Below are 17,421 nucleotides of genomic sequence, written 5' to 3'. Positions count from 1 at the left end.
TTTAGAAATGTTTGCAATTTTAAAAACAGGGGGAAAACAAATTAAAGTTCAACCCGGTGATGAAATTTTTATTGAAAAAATCTTAGGAGAAGAAGGGTCAATATTCACTTTTAATGAGATTCTAATGATCGATGATCAAGTTGGAACTCCTTATTTAAATGGTGCGACTGTAAAGGGGACAATTATCAAACAAGGTAAAGAAAAAAAATTACGTGTTGTTAGATACCATCCAAAAAAGAACGTAAATAAAGTTTACGGACACCGTCAACCTTTTACAAAAGTTAAAATTGATTCAATTCAAGCTAAGGGTTCTTCAAAAGCAGCTAATTCAAACGAAGAGGCAGCATAATCAAAATGATTAATGTTTTAGTTCAAAAAACTAATAATAAATATAAAAAAATGACAATTACTGGTCATGCCCAATCTGGCAAGTATGGTGAAGACCTAATTTGTGCAGGAGTGACAGCCATCGTTGGTGGAGCTCTAAACGGACTGGATGAATTATTTAAGGACGGCGTTAATTTAGCTGTTTTAGATAATAGAGTAGAAATTGTTATTGACGATTTATCAAATCAAGAAATTCAATTAGTTTGCGAATTTATATTTTTGCAGTTAAAAACAATTGAAGTTCAATATCCAAAAAATATTACTTTAAAGGAGGTAACTTAAAATGCGTTTTCTATTAGGTTTACAGTTCTTTGCTTCTAAAAAGGGAGTAGGTTCGACTAGAAATGGTCGTGATTCTGAATCAAAAAGATTAGGAGCCAAAAAAGCGGATGGACAATTCGCCAATGCTGGTTCAATCATCTTTAGACAAAGAGGAACTAAAATTCACCCAGGCCAAAATGTTGGTCGTGGAGGAGACGATACTTTGTTCGCTTTAGTTTCAGGTATCGTTAAATATCAAAAATTTGGAAAAGACCGCACAAGAGCGGTTGTTATTCCGGCAGAAATTAAAAATTAAAATAAGCACTTTTATGTGCTTATTTTTATTTTTAAAATAGGCTATAATAATACAAAGGTGATTTTATATATGACATGACTATTTTCAATTATAGGAACTCTATTCCTGGCAGTATTTTTAATTGGTATTTTATTATTGATTTTAGGCTTCTTAAAAGCTTCTTGAAATAACCGAAATACATCATTTGCTAGATTATTTCGCAAGAATATGAGGGCTAAAAAACTAGTAGACCCGGTTAAAGTTTTTCATTTTAATTTTGAGGAAAAATTTGACAAATATCCTTTTCAATCTAAATTCTTTTTAACAGAAAAATATCTTTATTTAAAAACTCAAGATCGCGAGAAAAATGTTGAAATTTTAAAGGAGATTTATACTTGTTTTGAAAGTCTTTTTCTAGATTGATCGACTCAAGAAAGTCGTTTATTATCAAAATTTGATGAAATTCAAATGTCTAGTCCAGTTAAAATCAAATACTCTCACTATATAAAACATTATAATAACTATTTAGATCGCACCCGCGAAGTCTTTATAGAACAATTTTGCGAGAAGATAATGCCAGCTTATTTGGGAAAAGGTTTGGGTTATAATTGCAGCGATATTTTTGCCTCAGGAACTTTTGAACAAATTATTTCTGACTCAAGTCGAATTATTAGTCAGTATAATAAAAGGCGCTGTGATGAGGTAATTTCAAACGCAACACAAGAAATTAATAAAATGATTGAGCAATTATTTCAAACCTTCAATCGGGGTTTTTTTGGAAGTCAAGGTCAAGGTCCTTGAGGACAGCAAAATAATGGTCAACAAAATTACCGTCAGCAAAATCGTAGCCAAGGCTTTGCTAATGGCGAGCCTAGTGAGCTTTCTAAATCTTATAAAATCATGGGCGTTGATGAAAAAATAAGTGACAAAGATTTAAAAAGAACTTATTTAAAACTAGCAAAAGAATACCACCCTGACGTAAATGATTCTGTTTACGCAAAAGAAAAAATGGCTAAGATAAACGCAGCTTATGATGTTATCCGCAAAGCACGCGGTATATAAAATAATTTAAAAAGAAAGAAGGGTTATAATGAATAAAATTCTTAACCATAAAAAAATATTAAATAATAATGTTGAAATGCCTCAGTTCGGATTAGGAACATATAAAATGACCAACGAAGAAGAAAGTTTGGCTGCTGTAAAACATGCTTTGAAAATAGGTTATCGACATATTGATACAGCTCATATTTACAAAAATCATAAAATAATTGCCAATGCGATAAAGGAATCTGGAGTTCCGCGTAATGAAATTTTCATTACTTCAAAAATATGAATTACTGATTTTAAAGAGCCAGAAGCTGCTTTTGATAGAATTTTATTAGAGCTAGAAACTGACTATATCGATCTTTGTCTATTGCATTGGTTTGCTCCTGACTGAGAAAAAGCATACAAACTTTTAGAAGAAAAATATTTACAAAAAAAAGTTAGAGCAATCGGAGTTTCAAACTTTATGGTTGATCAACTTCAACAACTTCTAAAAATTGCTCAGGTAAAACCAACTGTAAATCAAATTGAACTCCATCCTCAATTACCCTGTCTTGAAATAGTTGATTTTTGCAATAAAAACAATATTGCCATTACTTCATGACAAACAATAATGAAAGGTGAAGTCTCAAAAATTGGCGAAATAGTTGAGATTAGTGAAAAATATAAAGTTACCCCAGCTCAAGTTGCCTTAAGATGAGCTTGGGAACGAGGGATTATTATCATTCCCAAGTCAGTTAATAACTTTAGAATTGAAGAAAATTGTAATATCGATAACTTTAAATTATCAAAAGAAGAAATTGAACTAATCAATAAACTTTCACCAGAAGTAAGATTAGGTCCAGATCCTAATAATATTAATGAATTATAGGAGGAAGAAAATATGTTTAAAGTAGATAGTGAAATTTTAAAAAACCAATATTTTCCAAAAGCAATCGAAACTTTAAAAGAATGTATTAGAATACCATCTTTTCGCCAGGAATCTAAGCCTAATCAACCTTTTGGGGTTGGTGTCAGCAAAGTTCTAGACTTTATAATAAAAAATTGTAATGATTTGGGATTTAAAACAAAAGTGGCTAAAGATTTTAAATACGGATATGCAGATTATGGGGATGGTGAAAAATTGTTAGCCATTCTTTGTCACCTTGATGTTGTTCCACCAGGAAACCTTGAAGAATGAAAGGCTGACCCTTTCGATCCAACAATTTCAGATGGAATTTTATTTGGTCGAGGTTCGCTTGATGATAAAGGCCCAACAATAATGAACATTTACGCAGTCAAATATCTTATGGATAATAATTTTATTCCAGATTATAAAATTCGTTTGGTTTTTGGTCTATCGGAAGAAACAACTTGAGAATGTATGCAAAGTTACGTCGCAAATGAACAACTTGCAGATATTGGCTACACCCCAGATGGTCAATTTCCTTTGGTTTATGCTGAAAAGTGAATTTTGGATTGTGATTTAATTGGAACACAAAAAATTGATTACGAAATTTTGGGTGGAGAAGCCTATAATGTTGTTAATGATATTGTTACATATAAAGGTCCAAAAATTCCTGAAATAAGTAAATATCTAACAAAAAATAAAATTAATCATGTTGTTCAAGAAGAAAGCCTAGTTGTTAAGGGGACATCTGCTCATGGAAGTTTGCCTGAGCGGGGAGTAAATGCTGGAACTTGGCTTTTTAAGGCAATGTTTGAATCAGGAATTAATGATGTCTGAACTAACTTGATTGCCAATCAGTTTCATAATAACTTTCAATTAGAGCAAATATTTGGTGATCAAACTGATGAGTCTGGGATGTTAACTGCAAATATTGGAATTTTAGATTTTAAAAACAATTCTCAAAGATTGACTTTTAATTTCAGAGTTCCAGTACACCAAGAAGTCGAAAAAGATGTAATAGAGAAATTTCAAAAATATATTAAACCCTTAAATTTAGATTATAAAACCGTTGCAATAGAACCAAGAGTTTTTATGAGCAAAGAATCAAGTCTTGTTAAAAAAATTATGAGTGTTTATCAAGAAGTAACAGGAGATTTAAAAACTCAACCAGCAGCAATCGGGGGAGGAACTTTTGCAAAATCAATGCCAAATGTTGTTGCATTTGGGGCTGAATTTGATTTAGAGAATTCATCAATGCACGCTTACAACGAATCAATTAAGGTTGAAGAATTAGAAAAGATGCTTGAGATATATACTAAATCACTTGTAAAACTAGCTAAATTTTAATGATAATTTTAAAATGTCACTTTCAAAGGTGGCATTTTTTATATTTTTATTTTAAAAATTAGTTGTTTTATAACTGCAAAATCGGCTATAATTATAAAGATTTGTATCTTCAGGGTATTTAATCACATCTGGGAATTGTCTGGTCGAGTGCTAATAATTTAGTGGTCAGATTTCGAACCAAATGGAAGTTTAACGAAAGGAACATTTTAAAATGTCAAAAGAAATTACAAGAGAACAGCTTTGAGAAGCTGGAGCTCAATATGGGCATCAAACAAAAAGATGAAACCCAAAAATGAAACCATATATTTATGGAGCTAAAAATAAGAATCACATTATTGATTTACAACAAACTTTATGAAGATTAGAGGATGTTAGAAAATTAGTAACAAACATCGGATCAAAGGGTGAAAAAATTATTTTTGTAGGAACAAAACGTTCTGGTAAAGCTGCAGTAAAAGATGCTGCAGTAAGAAGTGGAAACTTCTTTGTAAACCAAAGATGACTTGGTGGAACTCTTACAAATATGAAAACTATTTCATTAAGAATTAAAGCTTTATGAGATATTGAAAATGAAGAGAAAACTGGAAGATTGGCATTAAGACCTAAAAAAGAACAAGTTTTAATTAAAAAAGAAAAAGAAAAACTTGAAAAAACTTTAGGTGGAATTAAACAAATGCACAAACTACCAGCTGCAATGTTCGTAGTAGATCCAAAAACAGACGAAATTGCTGTTAAGGAAGCTAGAAAATTAAGAATCCCAGTTATTGCAATTTGTGATACAAACGTGGATCCAGACATGGTAGATTTTGTAATACCAGGAAATGATGATTTACCAGAAGCAGTTAATGTAATTGTAAATCACATTGTTGAAGTTTGAGCGGATGCAGCTAAAGTTAAAATGCAACCAACAACTTTAAAATTTGTAGCACCTAAAAAAGAATTTGTTGAAGGAGAACGTCGTGGACGCTTTGGAAACGATAGAAACCCAGGAAACGGTGAATATAAACCAAGACCTAGATTTGAGAAGAGACCAGATAATCAAGAAGTTTCTTCAACAGAAGAAGTTGTTAAGGCTGCAAAACCTGAACAAACAGAAGAATAGAGGGGAAAAATATCATGAGTAAAGTAACACCACAACTTATCAAAGAATTACGTGAAATCACTAGTGCTGGAATGATGGATTGTAAAAAAGCATTAGAAGCTACAAACGGAGTAATCGATGATGCAATTATGTGACTTCGTGAAAACGGATTAGCAAAAGCCGCTAAGAAATCAGATCGTGTTGCTGCAGAAGGAATTACTGTTGCTAAGGAAAATGCAAAACAAGCAATCATTTTTGAAGTTAATTCAGAGACTGACTTTGTCGCTCAAAATGAAAAGTTTTTAAATGCTATTAATGCAGTTGCTGATGTTCTTTTAGCATCAAATGCAAAAAATACTGAAGAAGCTTTAAAAGTTAAATTAAACAATCGTACAGTTCAAGAAGAAATGATTGAACTAACTTCAACAATTGGAGAAAAAATTGAATTCCGTCGTTTTGAAGCAATAAGCAAAGACAAAAATGTTGTTTCAATTTATAACCATGCAAACAAAAGAATCTCAGTATTACTAAGTTTTGATGGAGCCATCCCAAAAGAAGATGCCTACAATATTTGTATGCACGTTGCAGCAATGTCACCAAAATATATGTCTTCAAACGAAGTTCCCGAAGACTTCAAGAAGCAAGAACTAAAAGTAATTGAAGAAACTACTGATTTTGGAAACAAACCAGAAAATGTTAAACAAAGTATGATTCAAGGTAAACTAAATAAACGTTTAGCAGAAGTGAGTTTATTAGAACAAGATTACGTTGTTGATGATAAATTTAAAGTTGGAAAGTTTATTGAATCTAAAAAATCTAAACTTGTAAAAATGATTCGTTTTGAAGTAGGAGAGGGAATTGAGAAAGTCGTAACAGACTTTGCAGCAGAAGTTGCAGCTCAATTAAAGGGATAGTTAAATGAACCTATTGGTTAACTACGTAGGAAACAAATTAGATAATGCCTCAGCGCTATGAATGGGTTTTATAGTAATAGGAATAACAACATTATTATTTATAATACTTGGTACTTATTTTTTTAAATTCAAAAAAAAGAAAGTAGTTAAATCATATACAAATAAGTCGTTAATAATTTCTGTAAGTATTGTTGGATTTTTAGCTATTGCTTTAGGAATTGTTGCTGTTATACTATTTTTCAATGCATTTACAATATTTCCAGATAAACCAGATCATGCATATAATGTAATACTATTTGGAATTATATTTCCCGCACTTGGTATGGTAATTGTTATGTTTACATTAATGATAATTTGCGCTCATTTATTCGGGGTAGCATTTTCTGAAAATAATTTTGAACTAGTTGGGGAATTGCTTCCTTATTCAAAAATTGTTGCAGTTGTTGATGATAACAAAACTGGAATTGTTGCACTTGTTTACAGACAAGGAAGATCAAATTTTAAATCTTATAAATTTAGAAAATCAACTGTTGTAGGGCAATTTGTCTTAGAAAACGCAGAACTAACTGGACAAAAAATAAGAGTTGAAAGTTTGGCTTTAGTAAATTCAGAGTTGGATGCAGCTAATACAACAATGCTAGCAAGCGAAAACAAAGCCGATGCAGAAAGAGTTTTAATCAAAGAGGAAACCATCAATGAAGATGCTCCAAAATCTTTAAAAGATAAAAAAGTTGAACAAACTGAAAAAGCTTTAAAAGCTAAAAAAGTTGAACCAACTGAAAAAACTGCAAAAACAACTAAACCTAAAACATCAACTAGCACAGTTAAAAAAACTAAAAAAGAACCAGAATCAGAAGATTCTAAATAGCATTAAACCTTGCATAGCAAGGTTTTTTTGTTATTTAAATAGGTAATTTTATTGATAAAATAATAATGAATGCGAGTTGGTATAATGAATTCTAAAATATTTAAAAAAGAGTACCAATCTAATTTTGATGATTTCTACAAATTTAGTTACTTTTCAATTTTTGACCGAATTTGAGCCGTTATATTTAGTTTGACCGGTTTAGCCGTTGCTATTTACTTGTCAACAATCTTGTTGTTAAAGATTCAAAACTCGCTTTATCAAAGCGAAGATGGAGAAAGTGTTGTTGGAAGAATGGCTCTGGTAATAATTGCGGCTGTTATAATTAATTTGCTATTTTTAAATAGTCAAATTTTTAAAATTATTTTGCTAACAAGATACCAACATTCATATAAAGGGCAACTTATATTCTTCACTGTTTTTACGTTGGATATTTATTTGTTAGTTAGGGTTTTTTTAAAGGACAAGAAAAATTTTAAGTATTTTAGTTTTATGCCAAAAAAATGAATAATTTTTGATTATGTTTTTTTGGGAATTTCTTTTGCGCTTTACTTTGCTTTAGGTTTCATTTCATCGCTTGTACCTCAATTGCCATTTTTCATTACAATCACAATAAAATTTATTCCTTTATATTTTTTGGCATTTATATGTGATTGAACAAAAGTTTTGGTTTGCTCAATTATTTGTGGAGGTTTTGAATGATTCTTCCCAGGAACATTTATAGTCAATGTTCCTCAATTCATGTTTGATTATTGAATTCCTCCAATCGGAATTACGCTGGCCGCTATTTTCAAACCGATTGCAACTCAAAAAGAAAAATTTAAAAAATTGGATTTCATTGTATTTGTTTCCATACCAATAATTTGGATTTACTTTTCGCGAGTAATTGCTGGAGTAATGTTTTGATCTACTTTTCCTTGACCTGGTTTTAATGCTTGAACCTATTCTTTGGTTTTTAATTCCATAAACACAATTGTGGACTATGCTGTCTTTATTGTGGCTGTTCCGTTAATTTGTAGTAATTTGAGTGTATTTAAAGATAAATATCAGGCTATAAGTAGTAATTAGTTTGTTCTTTTTGATATAATAATTTAAAGAGGTAAAATAATGAGTTTAAAGTATAAGAGGATTTTATTAAAAATTAGTGGGGAGGCCTTAAAAGGCAAAGACATCTATGATCAAGAAAAAGTTCAAGACGTTGCAAATCAAGTTATTTCTTTGGTAAAAGAAGGTTTGCAAATTGCGATTGTAGTTGGTGGTGGAAACATTTGAAGAGGTAACCTTTCTAGTAACTTAGGAATGGATCGAATTAATGGTGACTATATGGGTATGATGGCAACAATCATGAATGGTCTAGCCTTGGAAGCTACTATTAAAAGTTTGGGTTATGAAAAGGTTAGAGTTTACTCTTCATTAGAAATCAAAACCGTAACAACTCCATATAATTATCGCGAAGCACGTGATAAATTGAGTGAAGGGTATATTTTAATATTTACTGGAGGAACCGGGTTTAGTTACTTCACAACAGATACTGGAGCAAGCATTAGAGCAATTGAAGTTAAAGCGGATGCATTACTAATGGCTAAAAATGGCGTTAAAGGGGTTTATGATTCTGATCCGAAAGTAAATCCAAACGCAGTATTTTTAAGCAAACTTACCCATCAAGAAGTTGCTGAAAAAAAACTCCGCGTAATGGATTTAACTTCAGCAACTTTATCAGCAGATGCTAAATTAAAAATCGAAGTGTTTGATATGAACGGAAAAGAAAATATAATTAAAGTCGCTCATGGCAAACTAGAATCAACAATTATTGAATAAGGAGAAAACAATGCACAACACAATTTTAGAAAATACCAAAACTAGCATGGCAAAAACAGTTGATGCTTACAACGAATATATCAAAAAAATTCGCACCGGAAGAGCCAACGCATCAATGTTAAGCTCTGTAATGGTGGATGCTTATGGTTCGCTAACCCCAATAGCTCAAACAGCGCAAATTTCTGCGCCTGAACCTCAACAGTTAGTAATTAAGCCATTTGACAGAAGTCAAATTGCTGCAATTGTTGCTGGAATAAATAAAGCCAACTTAGGTTTAAATCCAATTTCAGAAGCAGATTTGATTAGAATTAACATCCCTGCATTAACAGAAGAAATTAGAAAAGATTTAGTTAAGAAACTAAAAGCTGAATTAGAAACTTTTAAAATTAGAGTTAGAAACGATCGTCGCGATTCGATGGATAAAGCTAAAAAATCAAAAGAGATTCCCGAAGATTTAGTTAAGGATTTAGAAACTAAAATTCAAAAATTAACAGATGAAACAATTCAAAAATTAGAATCTGTAACAAAAGATAAAGAAAAAGATATTATGACAATATAACTAAATGCCGATTAAAATCGGCTTTTTCTAACGATTTTTTGACTGCAAACATTTTTTTATCCAATAAACTTGAAAAATATAGAATACTTAATATATACTTAAAGTTAAAGGGATGAATATTATGGGCTTTAAGGTTGGAATGGTAGTTGCTTACCGCAATGAAAATTATGTTGTTTTAGATAAAAAGGAAATACTTTTAAATAAGGATCAAACCGATACCTTTTTTCAAATAAAGAATTTAATCACGCAAACAACCTTGTTAGTAAATCAAAACCAACTTCAAGCAATAAAAATTGATAGGTCCCGCAGCAATTCAGCTCAAAAAATTGATAATATTTCCCAAAGCCAAGAACAACAAAGAACTAGTCCTTCAATGGGTGAAGATACAATAGCTGGACTAAAATCTGCCCTAGATTCAGGAACAGTTGAATTCATTCCAAAACGTTTGCAGCAGCAAGACAACACCTCTAAATCTTTTGATTTGAGAACAACTGCAAATGATTTAAATTTAAGTCGCTATAAGACAACTGTGGTTGAACCTATTTCGATTACAAATGATATGGAATTAAATCAAGTTGAAGAAGATGATTTTGCACCAACTACAATGAGGATTAACAATATCAGTCTCGTAAACGATAAAAAATCAGAGCAAAATTATTCAAATCATTCAAATGTTGATTTTGAAAGTAAATCAGAGGATTCTCAAATGTTTATTAATAGTTTTGACAATCCAGACTTAACGGATGCAAAATTACAAAATCCCGTGAATAACAAAAATAAAAAAAATTATCGAATCAATTTTTCTCAAGAAACTAAATCACTTTTTAATCAACCATCAGAATCTGGCAGTGACATTTTAAAAAAATCAAAGGTATTTCGTTCTTTTAAAATGATGACAATTTGATTATTGATATTATTTTCTTTAGTTATTGTTTTTAGTGCAGTGGTTTTAGTGCTTTGACTAATGTCATCATCAAAAGTTATAGAAAAATTGGCAATTATTGGTTTGCCAGTAGCTTGAGGCATATTTTTATTGTATTTTTTTACATATATCGTCTATAATTTAGTTAGACAATACAAAAAAATTGCTCACTATCATTATCAATTAACAAAAAGTAATAGATCTATTAAGGAATTGAAAAAGCAAATGGAAAATGAAAAAATTGCCTTTTCAAAATTATATAAAAAGTTTCAAGATTTTGAATCTAATTTCTATAAGTTAGATATCAATTTGAAGAGTTCTGAAAATAATGCTGATAAAAAGAAAATAATAAATTAGAACAAAGAAAGAGGTAAAAATATGAGTAAGAATATGGTTATCGTCGCTGACGAAATAAAAAAGGTTTTAAAAGAATTGAAATTGGATATTAATCCAGTTATTGAAACGCCAAGAAACGAATCAAATGGTCACTATTCAACAAATATAGCTTTAGTAGCAGCCAAAGATCTTAAGAAAAATCCTCGAGAAATAGCGGATTTAGTAGTTGAAAAATTAAGTGATTCTAAAAAATTTGAATCAGTTGAAGTTGCTGGTCCAGGGTTTGTTAATCTAAAACTAAAACAAAAAGATATCGCCAAAGTAGTGGAAGATGTTTTGAAGTTAAAAGATAATTTTGGAGCCGGTGCAAAAAAGAATTTCACCTATAACCTTGAATTAGTTTCTGCTAATCCAACTGGTTATTTACATGTTGGTCATGCTCGAAATGGAGCAATTGGAGATTCGGTTGCAAAAATTCTTAGTTTTGCAGGTTACAATGTGCAAACTGAATACTATACCAATGATGCAGGAAATCAAATAAATATTTTAGCAATAACAGTTTTTGTTCACTATTTAAGAGAACTTGGTATCAAAGCTGAACTTCCTGAAGACTCTTATTCTGGAGAAGCTTATGAATTTGTAGCAAAACAATTTGTTTCTGAGTATGGAGATAAATTTAAAAATATTAGTTTTGAAGATAAAAAAATTGCCGATCCAGAAGTAATGGAATTATTTAAGACTAAATCCGTGAAATTCTTTCTAGACATTATTAAAAAGCAACTAACAGACTTTGGCGTTGAAATTGAACATTATACTTCTGAGAAAGCAATGTATGATGAAAAGCAAATTGAAAAAATGCTAGAAAAATACAAAAAAATGGGAGCAACTTACGAGCAAGACGGAGCCTTGTGATTAAAAACCACTCAGTTCAATGATGACAAAGACCGAGTTCTGACAAAATCTTCAGGTGATTATACTTATATAACACCAGATTTAGCAACCCACCAGGAAAGATTATTAAGAAGTAAAGCTGACAAATTAGTAAACTTTTGAGGTGGTGACCACCATGGTTATATTGTTAGAATGCAAGCTGGACTTTCGCTTTTAGGAGCCCCAGATGACTGTTTAGATATTGATATGATTCAAATGGTCCGTTTGGTTAAAGATGGAAAAGAATATAAAATGTCAAAACGTCGCGGAACCGCAGTTTGATTAATTGACTTGCTAGAACTTGTTGGTAAAGATGCTTTAAGATATATGCTTTCTTCAAAAACTGCATCAAGTCATATGGACTTTGATTTGGATATTGTTGCAAAGAAAAATAGTTCAAATCCGGTTTACTATGCACAATATGCAACAGCTCGAAGCTTTAAAGTAATCAATCAAGGTAAGGAACATAACATTCCTGAAAAATTAACTAATTTTGATTTATTAAAAGAGGAAAAAGAAATTCAAATTATGCTAACTTTAGATAAATTTAGTAAGAATGTTGAATATGCTGGAAAAGAAAGAGCTCCTCATATAATTTGTGACTACATTCAGACATTGGTTAAGCAATTCCATTCTTACTATTCTGATTCTAAGATCGTTGATGCAAAAAATGTGGAACTTTCAAGTCAACGAGTAGCTTTAACAAAGGCTGTATATCAAGTACTTTCAAATGCATTTAAATTAATTGCTATTGATGTTGTAAATAAAATGTAATATTTAGAAAAGAGTTGAAAATAATGAAGAGCTATTGAGATTTAATGTTCTTAAACCCAATCTTGATAGTAGCGGCGTTGATTTCAATTTTTTTTATGCTTAAAAATGAAAAGAGTGAATTAAAAAGAAAATTGATTTACTTGGAGATATTCTTGTTCTGATTTACATCCGCTTTAATTTTAAAGTTGTTAATCGAAAAGACTCAAAGCAATAACGCTCTAGTAAATAATGATATTTTATTTACAATCACAATATTTTTTGGGGTTAACTTTTTTGCGATAATTTTCAAACCGATTGCAACTTTTATTACAGGTAAGTTCAAAAGAAGAAGAATCTGATATTGAGTCGCTAATACGACTTTAATAATGGCAATATTTTTTGCTCTGATTAATTCTTTAGTTTTGAATGGTGATAATTTTGCCTTCATTTATCTGTCCTTTATATTAATTGGTTTTTCGCTTTCTGCAAATACGCTTCATTATTTGATAGTTTGTGAGCAAACTTTTTATCGATTGAACCCAATTGGCTCAACAATTACAGTTGCTTCAATAATGTTATTTTCAAATTTCATTGCGAATTATATTTTTAATTTAACTATGATTTTTAATCCAAATCACCAAATAGAAATAATTATGCCAATAATTTTATTAACAGCATTTATAGCATTGGGAATTTCATTTATTCATAAGGAAAATTCAAATTATGTTGGTACATTTGATATTACAATTCGTAATGAACTTGATGATTTTAAGTATACCTATGTGATTTACTTGTCTCTGGCAACATTTGTCATTGTATTAATTTCTGAAATTTCAGGGGGATTATTTTTTGAAGAATATTTGAAAATAATTTTAGCAAATAAGAAAGAACTAAATTCAATTGAAATTTATATTCGTTTAAATCAAACTTTCTACTATTTACCCCAAATATTCTTAGGTTACTGAATATATAAGTGAGTTTTACCTCAAACTGGATACAAATACCACTTTATTACTAACTTGCTTGTCTTGGCAATTTATCTTTCAATTATTGCTTTCATTGATAATCCGTTAATAATCATCATATTCCAATTTTTAATTACATTAGCAATTGCTCAAATATTTTATGGATTATTTGCCTTGGCAGTAATGTGAAATTATCGAGTATCTAATTTTCCTGTAACCGGTTTTGTAGCTTCTTCTGGATTCTTGGCAACCTATATTAGTGAAGGGACATTTCAATCAATGAAGCGAAATAAGGTTTGAATCTTTAATTATGATAGTGATATAACAAGTTTAGTTGCAAATGAAAATTTACAAGAAATTAAAGATAATTATTATGCCGCTTGAAATATTACTATTAGTATTTTGGTTAGCTGTTGCTTGCTTCTAATAATTATCATTTATTTCACAATTGATAAAGTTTTAAGTAATTATGTTGATGTCAAACAAGCTAATATAGATATGATAAAATTAAATTATAGTCAAACACTTTCTAAAGTTGAGACTCGTATTGTTGAAAAGGAGATTAAAAATGTATAAATTGAAATCAAATAATGTTTCTGTGGAAATTGACCAAACCACAATGGAACTAAGAAGTATTAAATTAAAAGATCAAGAATATACTTACCAACATACCAATGACTGAAAAAAGAATTGACCAATTTTATTTCCAATTTGTGGGACTTTAAAAGATAATAAATTTACTCACAAAGATCAAGAGTTTTCTTTGCCTCGACACGGATTTTTTAGAGACTTAAAAGATTGAAAAATTACTGATAAGTCAAATGAGCACGTCGTTTTTACAACAACTAGTGATAAAAAGTTTTTGAATGTCTATCCCTTTGAATTTAGAATTGATTTTACTGTTAAAATTGCAGAAGATTCAGTTCAAACAATTTTTAAAGTTAAAAACTTATCTAAAGAAGAAATGTATTTCAGCTTTGGTTATCATCCAGCTTTTTTAGTTAAACAAGATGGAGTATTAAAATTTTCAAGTAAGGAAATTTTTCACACAGATAACGAGAAAATGTTGTACTTAAAGAAAAATCCTAAAACAAAATTTGACTTCACTGAAGTTAAAATAAAGGATATCGACTTTAAAGGTTCTCAATTTTATTGAACTGATAATTTGCAAAGTGATTTTGTTGAGTACACTGATGATGAAAAGAGTTTTAAAATAAACTTAAAAGAATTCCCGGTTTGCTTGCTGTGGGCAGAGGAAAATAACCGTGACTATATTTGTATCGAGCCTTGATTTGGAACAGCCGACTCTGACCAAAGAGTTGATAACAAAATTTCTAATAAAGATAATATACTAACTTTGGGTGTTGATGAAGAATGAAGCAACACCTTTGTAATGGAGTTAAAATAGTATGATAATTTTTAAAAATAGGAATATTGAAGAAGCATTACAAAGTATTTTAAATAACAACCAGTCTGTTAATGTAGATTCTAGGGTGGCTGTTGATTTTTTAAATTATTTAAAAATTAACAATATTGATTTAACAATTTCAGATGAAGAATTTATTAACTTAACTACAGCGAGTGCGATTTACAATAATCGTAAAAATATCACCCAAGCAGATTTATTTACAATCTTACATTTGGATTTAAAACCAGAATTAATTGAGTCATTAACCAATTGCATTCAAGAGACTATGTTTTTTGAAATCAACCAAAACATTAATAATAATTCTGATTTTAAAGATGTTTTAATTGAAAAATTGAATTCCAACAAAATAAGCGAATCTGAGATTAAGGACTTAGAAAAAATACTAATATGAGTTCCTCAGCAAAATAAAATAAATGATGATTTACTGGAAAACTTAAAATCAAATCCACAGCTTTGTTCAAAATTTGACCAAGAGATGATTCTTGATTTAGTTCGTTCATGGGTAATGGAGAAAAATAAAATTCTTAAATTTCAAAATTATTCATTTGGTTTAATTTTAGAAAAAATAAAAGCCAAGTAATTTAATTACTTGGCTTTTTATATTCTTCATAGGCTTGAGTAATTATTTTTTTCAACTCAGGCACTAGTTCTTCTTGAGGGACGGTTTTAAAAATTTTACCTTTTTTAAAAATAATCCCACCTTTATTTCCTCCGGCTATACCAACATCAGCATGGCTAGCTTCTCCAGGACCATTTACAATACATCCTAGAATTGCTACTTTAAAAGGAAACTGCAATGTTTCCACAAACTCTTCGATTTCCTTTACAACCGGATTCATGGCATATTCAATTCTTCCACAAGTAGGACAAGCAATCACCTCAACAATATTATCAAATAATCCCAAAGCGTTTAAAAGTCTTTTGCAAACCTTAATTTCTTCGACAGGATCTTCGCTAAGACTAATTCTTATTGTATTTCCTAAACCTTGCATCAAAAGATGACCTAAACCAAAACTTGATTTAATAGCTCCATTTAATAAACTTCCAGCTTCTGTTATTCCCAAGTGAGAAGGGTAGTCTCATCTTTGCGCTGCTAATTGATACGCTTCTATTGCCATTAATGGGTCGGTGGCTTTTAGTGAATAAATAATATCTTTAAAATCTAGTTCTTCTAATATTTTAATGTGCTCAGCCAATGATTCAACCATGGCTTGTGCTGTTCAACCTAAGTTAGCAACAATATTTTTTGGTAAACTACCTGAGTTAATTCCTATTCTAATAGGGATTTTTTTCTCTTGGCACTTTCTTACAACAGCTATTGTATTTTCTTTTAATCCGATATTTCCTGGGTTAATTCTAATTTTAGCCACTCCAGCATCTGCTGCCATCAATGCAAATTTGTGGTTAAAATGAATATCTGCCACAATTGGTAATGGTGATTGAGACACTAACTCATTTAGCGCTTGGGCATCATTGATTCCTAAAACAGCAACTCTGACAATTTGACACCCTTCATCTTGTAATTGTTTAATTTGCTTTAAAGTTGCCTTAATATCATGAGTTTTAGTTGTTGTCATTGATTGTAAAATGACTTGATTATTTCCTCCGATTTGATAAGGACCCACCATTACTTTTCTAGTTTTATCTCTTGTATACATTTAACCACCCGCTTAAAAAATTTTACCATAGTTAATATCTAAAATTGCATTAAAAAAATAGCCATTGCTGACTAATTTCTTGTTTCAAAGATTTCTATTTTTAATCCTGTCTCATTAAAACCCATCTTTTTATAAATTGGTAAACCATCTTTTGTTGCTACTAAAAGCAGTTTTTCACAGTTATATTGACGTGCTTTTTCTAGCAAATTATAAAGAATGACTGATGCTAATCCTTGACCGCGATAATTTTTGTTAATAGTAATATCATCAATTACAAAAGCTTGGGGACCATAATAAATATTTCCGGTTCCCACAACTTTATCATTGTGATAAATCAAAATCGGGTCACACAATTTCTGACTTTCATTTATTTTTAAAAGGGTTGCGTACTTTGTTGTATCAATAACTCCTTTACCAAATCCTTCGTCGATTTGACCCTTGAATTTTTCTAAATCCTCAAATGCCAATTTCTTAAGAGTGAATCCTTGGGGAACCTTAACGTCTCTGCTTGGAACTTCTTTTAAATTCATAAGCATTGCTTTGTAACTAACCTCGTATTCAAGACCCAAGTCTTTGAACTGATCCTTTTCTACACTTTGGTCTTCATCGCATAGCATTACTCAAATAATATTTTGATTTAGTTTTGTATATTTTTCTATAATAGCCTTGCTATTTTCTCGGTCTTTTTCATCTAGTAATGGGTAAGAATATAAGAAATTAATTTTAAGTTCAGTTAAAGTTGAGTCTATTTCTAATCAGTTGCTTTCTTCATGGTTTATTTTCTTAATTAAACCTTGGTTTAAAGCGGGATCGTTATTGTAACTAATAAAGTTACTTGCTAGAATCTCGTTATAGTGATTTTTAAATTTAAACATTTTCTTCCTCCATATTCATATTAGCACAAATATATTTAATAACAATTATCTATTTTTAAAAATTAGCATATTTTTAGTTGTTTATGGTTTATT

Annotated in this window: 19 protein-coding genes; 17 read left to right on the top strand and 2 right to left on the bottom strand. The window is 30.2% G+C overall.

The genetic code is table 4. The annotated features are described in order from the left end of the window. The first annotated feature begins 7 nt into the window (after positions 1–7). The 17 genes from rplU (at position 8) to SALLE_RS04055 (ending at position 15,375) form a co-directional block, all read left to right on the top strand. Positions 8–349, top strand: a complete 342-nt coding sequence (gene rplU, locus SALLE_RS04135) for a 50S ribosomal protein L21 (RefSeq protein WP_115558360.1) — start codon at positions 8–10, stop codon at positions 347–349. 5 nt (positions 350–354) lie between these two features. Continuing rightward, positions 355–669 (top strand): ribosomal-processing cysteine protease Prp, encoded by a 315-nt coding sequence (locus SALLE_RS04130; RefSeq protein WP_115558359.1) that lies wholly within the window; start codon positions 355–357, stop codon positions 667–669. Position 670: 1 nt separating this feature from the next. Further along, positions 671–964 carry a 50S ribosomal protein L27 gene (gene rpmA, locus SALLE_RS04125; protein WP_115558358.1) on the top strand — a complete coding sequence of 98 codons (294 nt, stop codon included), beginning with the start codon at positions 671–673 and terminating at the stop codon, positions 962–964. Between the two features lie 69 nt (positions 965–1,033). After that, a complete protein-coding gene (locus SALLE_RS04120) occupies positions 1,034–2,005 on the top strand; it encodes a J domain-containing protein (protein WP_115558357.1) in 972 nt (323 codons plus the stop codon). Positions 2,006–2,033: 28 nt separating this feature from the next. After that, positions 2,034–2,858 carry an aldo/keto reductase gene (locus tag SALLE_RS04115; protein ID WP_115558356.1) on the top strand — a complete coding sequence of 275 codons (825 nt, stop codon included), beginning with the start codon at positions 2,034–2,036 and terminating at the stop codon, positions 2,856–2,858. A 12-nt stretch (positions 2,859–2,870) separates the two neighbouring features. Further along, a complete protein-coding gene (locus SALLE_RS04110) occupies positions 2,871–4,223 on the top strand; it encodes a Sapep family Mn(2+)-dependent dipeptidase (protein ID WP_115558355.1) in 1,353 nt (450 codons plus the stop codon). Between the two features lie 211 nt (positions 4,224–4,434). Then, a complete protein-coding gene (gene rpsB / locus SALLE_RS04105; RefSeq protein WP_115558354.1) occupies positions 4,435–5,325 on the top strand; it encodes a 30S ribosomal protein S2 in 891 nt (296 codons plus the stop codon). Between the two features lie 14 nt (positions 5,326–5,339). Next, a complete protein-coding gene (tsf, locus tag SALLE_RS04100; protein WP_115558353.1) occupies positions 5,340–6,218 on the top strand; it encodes a translation elongation factor Ts in 879 nt (292 codons plus the stop codon). 4 nt (positions 6,219–6,222) lie between these two features. Further along, positions 6,223–7,086 carry a hypothetical protein gene (locus SALLE_RS04095; RefSeq protein ID WP_115558352.1) on the top strand — a complete coding sequence of 288 codons (864 nt, stop codon included), beginning with the start codon at positions 6,223–6,225 and terminating at the stop codon, positions 7,084–7,086. Between the two features lie 84 nt (positions 7,087–7,170). After that, positions 7,171–8,151, top strand: a complete 981-nt coding sequence (locus SALLE_RS04090; protein WP_115558351.1) for an energy-coupled thiamine transporter ThiT — start codon at positions 7,171–7,173, stop codon at positions 8,149–8,151. 39 nt (positions 8,152–8,190) lie between these two features. Continuing rightward, positions 8,191–8,901 (top strand): UMP kinase, encoded by a 711-nt coding sequence (gene pyrH / locus SALLE_RS04085; protein ID WP_115558350.1) that lies wholly within the window; start codon positions 8,191–8,193, stop codon positions 8,899–8,901. Positions 8,902–8,911: 10 nt separating this feature from the next. Continuing rightward, on the top strand, positions 8,912–9,460 hold the full coding sequence (frr, locus tag SALLE_RS04080; RefSeq protein ID WP_115558349.1) for a ribosome recycling factor: 549 nt from the start codon (positions 8,912–8,914) through the stop codon (positions 9,458–9,460). Positions 9,461–9,581: 121 nt separating this feature from the next. Next, positions 9,582–10,739, top strand: coding sequence for a hypothetical protein (locus tag SALLE_RS04075; protein WP_115558348.1), 1,158 nt, complete (start codon positions 9,582–9,584; stop codon positions 10,737–10,739). A 21-nt stretch (positions 10,740–10,760) separates the two neighbouring features. After that, complete coding sequence (gene argS, locus SALLE_RS04070) at positions 10,761–12,422, top strand: arginine--tRNA ligase (protein ID WP_115558347.1); 1,662 nt, start codon at positions 10,761–10,763, stop codon at positions 12,420–12,422. Positions 12,423–12,445: 23 nt separating this feature from the next. Beyond that, complete coding sequence (locus SALLE_RS04065; RefSeq protein WP_115558346.1) at positions 12,446–13,942, top strand: MFS cation transporter; 1,497 nt, start codon at positions 12,446–12,448, stop codon at positions 13,940–13,942. Beyond that, positions 13,935–14,774, top strand: coding sequence for an aldose epimerase family protein (locus SALLE_RS04060; RefSeq protein ID WP_115558345.1), 840 nt, complete (start codon positions 13,935–13,937; stop codon positions 14,772–14,774). Before SALLE_RS04065 ends, SALLE_RS04060 begins: the two co-directional genes overlap by 8 nt. A 1-nt stretch (position 14,775) precedes the next feature. Beyond that, positions 14,776–15,375 carry a hypothetical protein gene (locus SALLE_RS04055; RefSeq protein WP_115558344.1) on the top strand — a complete coding sequence of 200 codons (600 nt, stop codon included), beginning with the start codon at positions 14,776–14,778 and terminating at the stop codon, positions 15,373–15,375. A gap of 1 nt (position 15,376) precedes the next feature. Here SALLE_RS04055 and ispG read toward each other — a convergent pair whose 3' ends face one another. Further along, a complete protein-coding gene (ispG, locus tag SALLE_RS04050) occupies positions 15,377–16,453 on the bottom strand; it encodes a flavodoxin-dependent (E)-4-hydroxy-3-methylbut-2-enyl-diphosphate synthase (RefSeq protein ID WP_115558343.1) in 1,077 nt (358 codons plus the stop codon). Between the two features lie 71 nt (positions 16,454–16,524). Continuing rightward, positions 16,525–17,328 (bottom strand): GNAT family N-acetyltransferase, encoded by an 804-nt coding sequence (locus SALLE_RS04045; protein WP_115558342.1) that lies wholly within the window; start codon positions 17,326–17,328, stop codon positions 16,525–16,527. Positions 17,329–17,421 lie beyond the last annotated feature (93 nt).

Source organism: Spiroplasma alleghenense, from assembly GCF_003363775.1.
Lineage (GTDB): Bacteria > Bacillota_I > Bacilli_A > Mycoplasmatales > Mycoplasmataceae > Spiroplasma_B > Spiroplasma_B alleghenense.
The sequence above is the reverse complement of the archived record's forward strand: the minus strand, read 5'-3'. Positions and strand labels throughout refer to the sequence as shown.